At 29.0% G+C, this 2,967-nt stretch carries 5 protein-coding genes; 3 read left to right on the top strand and 2 right to left on the bottom strand.

Annotated features, from left to right (window positions below; translation table 11 throughout):
* Positions 1-814, bottom strand: an 814-nt coding sequence (locus ACRC28_RS08025) for a hypothetical protein (protein WP_438542936.1), incomplete at its 3' end; no start/stop codon positions are given.
* 155 nt (positions 815-969) lie between these two features.
* Entirely contained in the window at positions 970-1,155 is a 186-nt protein-coding gene (locus ACRC28_RS08020) for a hypothetical protein (RefSeq protein WP_438542935.1), read from the bottom strand.
* 120 nt (positions 1,156-1,275) lie between these two features.
* Here ACRC28_RS08020 and ACRC28_RS08015 point away from each other — a divergent pair, with 120 nt between their 5' ends.
* From ACRC28_RS08015 to ACRC28_RS08005, 3 genes are all read left to right on the top strand, one after another.
* Positions 1,276-1,851: a nucleoside recognition domain-containing protein gene (locus tag ACRC28_RS08015; protein ID WP_438542934.1), complete on the top strand. Its 576-nt coding sequence runs from the start codon at positions 1,276-1,278 to the stop codon at positions 1,849-1,851.
* Positions 1,852-1,862: 11 nt separating this feature from the next.
* Positions 1,863-2,387, top strand: coding sequence for a spore maturation protein (locus ACRC28_RS08010; protein ID WP_438542933.1), 525 nt, complete (start codon positions 1,863-1,865; stop codon positions 2,385-2,387).
* Positions 2,388-2,516: 129 nt separating this feature from the next.
* A complete protein-coding gene (locus ACRC28_RS08005) occupies positions 2,517-2,957 on the top strand; it encodes an ACT domain-containing protein (RefSeq protein WP_438542932.1) in 441 nt (146 codons plus the stop codon).
* Positions 2,958-2,967 lie beyond the last annotated feature (10 nt).

Raw genomic sequence — 2,967 nt, 5'->3', positions numbered from 1 at the left:
TAAAGTCCTTAGAGTCATTCTTTTTGAAATCTCTAGAATCATTTTTTCTAAAGTCCTTAGAGTCATTCTTTTTGAAATCTCTAGAATCATTTTTTCTAAAGTCCTTAGAGTCATTCTTTTTGAAATCTCTAGAATCATTTTTTCTAAAGTCCTTAGAGTCATTCTTTCTGAAGTCTCTAGAATCATTTTTTCTAAAGTCCTTAGAGTCGTTCTTTTTGAAGTCTCTAGAATCGTTTTTTCTAAAGTCTTTAGAGTCGTTCTTTTTGAAGTCTCTAGAATCGTTTTTTCTAAAGTCTTTAGAGTCGTTCTTTTTGAAGTCTCTAGAATCGTTTTTTCTAAAGTCCTTAGAGTCATTCTTCTTGAAATCTCTAGAATCATTTTTTCTAAAGTCTTTATTTTTAGAGTAATCTTTTTTATAAGGATTTTCTTTTTTTACTTCCTTAACAGGCTCTTCTTCTTTAACTGGTAATGTACCTTCTTTTAAAGCTTTTTCATAAGCAAGTCTTGCAAGTTCTTTTTTCATTTTAACTTCGATAACTGCGTTAAAGATAGTTAATAAATCTTCTTTTGGATTATTAAGAGGTAAAGTACAAGCCTCTTTTAGGTTGGTATTTTTTTGTGTATATGCTTTTAGAAGTTTAACATCGAAGTTTAAAGCGGATAATCTGTACATAGCTTTTCCTTCAGTGTTATCTCCAAGTCTATGTAATTTAAATTTAAAGTCTAAGTAAGTATAAACTAAATCTCTATTTTCTTTTTTTCCTGTTATAGTTTCCATTTTTTTTAATGGAATTAATTTTGAGTTTTTATTCATATAATATATGTCCTTTCAACCCTTAACTTCTTTAAGTTAGGGGACTTTTTACAGTATAGTTTAACATTAATTTTAAATAATAGATATAAGATAGTAAAAAATAAACCCTAATCTAGGAATCAGACTAGGGTTTTAGGAAATTTATAGTTTAAAAACTAAATGATACCTTCACTTTTAAGGATATCTTCTAATTTTTGAAGTTTCTCGCTTAATGTCATAAATTTTTCTTTTAAAGTATCTTTAGATACTCCATCTTCATCTATAACTTTTTCTAAATCTTCTACAGTTTTTAATGCGTCATCAATATCTTGTTGTGCTAATTTAATGTTTTCATCTTTCATAGGTAAAACTCCTTTTTTCTATGTATGGTTAACATATTATTTATATATTTATACTAGCACTAATAAAAGTTAAGTTCAATGAATATATTTTAATAATAGTAATACTTAAATGGGGGAAAAATGATTAATTATATTTGGTTTGGAATGATTTTTTTAGGAATCATAGTTGCATTATTTACAGGCAATGCAGATAAGGTTACAGAGGCTATTGTTGGAGGAAGTGATAGCACTGTTAAATTTATTATAGGACTTGTTGGAATTATGTGTTTTTGGTGTGGAGTTATGAAGGTTGCTGAAAAAAGTGGATTAACATCTGTACTTGCAAAAGTTTTAAGACCTATATTAAAGGTTTTATTTAAAGAGGCAGCTAAGGATGAGAAGGCTTTAGGCGCAATTGTAATGAACTTAACTGCAAATATGTTTGGTCTTTCAAATGCGGCAACTCCTTTTGGAATAAAGGCTATGGAGGAAATGGATAGATTGAATAGAGAGAAGGGACGGGCATCTAATGATATGGCACTCTTTTTGGTTATGAATGCAGCTTGTATTCAGTTTATTCCAACAACAATTCTTTCCATAAGAGCAGCAGAAGGTTCAGCTAATGCAGGAGCAATAATAATTCCAGCAATAATTTCAACAGCAATAGCAGCAACAGTTGGGATAGTTTGTTGTAAAATACTTCAAAGGTATTTTTAAGGAGGATTTGGATGTTTACGTATATTACAAAGAGTATAATACCAATAATAGTTTTAGTAATCCTTGTTTATGGAATGATAAAGGGAAGAAAGGTATATGAATGGTTTCTAGAAGGAGCAAAGGATGGATTAAAAGTGTGTATGAATATATTCCCATGCCTTTTGGCTATGATTATAGCAGTTCAGATATTTAGAGGTGGTCATCTTTTAGATATGATAAATAGTCTTTTAGCACCAATGGCAGAATTTATAGGGCTTCCTGAAGAAATAATCCCTTTAGTTTTAATAAAGCCTATATCAGGAAGTGGAGCTATTGGAATTTTTACAGATACAATAAGAACTTATGGACCAGACAGCTTTATAGGAATATTAGCATCAGTAATAATGGGAACAACTGAAACGATTTTTTATACAATAACAGTTTATTTTGGAGCTGTAAAAGTAAAAAAAATAAGACATACATTATGGAGTGCTATGCTTGCTGATATGGCAGCAATTTTTGCAGCAATAACAATGGTAAAACTCCTTTTATTTTAGAAAACTCGCATAGGCGAGTTTTTTATCTTAAAAGTATCTTTAATTTAATAAGATAGGGTAGAAATTTAGAAAAAATATGGTAATATATTCAATAAGGATAAAGAGAATTTAAAAGGGGGCATAGAAACGATGGAAGAAAATAAATTTTATATTGTAAATGGGGATGTACTTCCTGATGTATTTTATAAGGTTCTTGAAGTGAAGGAACTTCTTCACACAGGAAAAGTAAAAGATATATCAGAAGGAGTAAAAGTAGTAGGAATAAGCAGAAGTACTTATTACAAATATAAGGATACTGTTTATCAGATGGCTGAAGGGGTTAATAGCAAGAAGATAACTATAGTATTACTTTTATCACATAAATCAGGTGCTTTATCAAGAGTTCTTGATTTTATTGCAACAAATAAGTTAAATATATTAACAATTAATCAAGATATACCAATAAACATGAGTGCTAATGTTACAATAACATTAGATGTATCTAGGATAAAAGGTGATGTTAAAAAATTCTTGTATAAAATAAGTGAAATAGATGAAGTAATAAAGGTAAGAGTTTTAGCAGTTGAGTAGATTAAATAAA

This window comes from Clostridium sp. (assembly GCF_051650885.1).
Taxonomy (GTDB): domain Bacteria; phylum Bacillota; class Clostridia; order Clostridiales; family Clostridiaceae; genus Clostridium.
This window is presented reverse-complemented; position numbering and strand designations above follow the sequence as displayed.

What these genes read in the sequence shown, in the direction of transcription:
- ACRC28_RS08020 (WP_438542935.1), bottom strand. Translation starts at nt 1,155, where the DNA reads ATGAAAGATGAAAACATTAAATTAGCACAACAAGATATTGATGACGCA.
- ACRC28_RS08015 (WP_438542934.1), top strand. Translation starts at nt 1,276, where the DNA reads ATGATTAATTATATTTGGTTTGGAATGATTTTTTTAGGAATCATAGTT.
- ACRC28_RS08010 (WP_438542933.1), top strand. Translation starts at nt 1,863, where the DNA reads ATGTTTACGTATATTACAAAGAGTATAATACCAATAATAGTTTTAGTA.
- ACRC28_RS08005 (WP_438542932.1), top strand. Translation starts at nt 2,517, where the DNA reads ATGGAAGAAAATAAATTTTATATTGTAAATGGGGATGTACTTCCTGAT.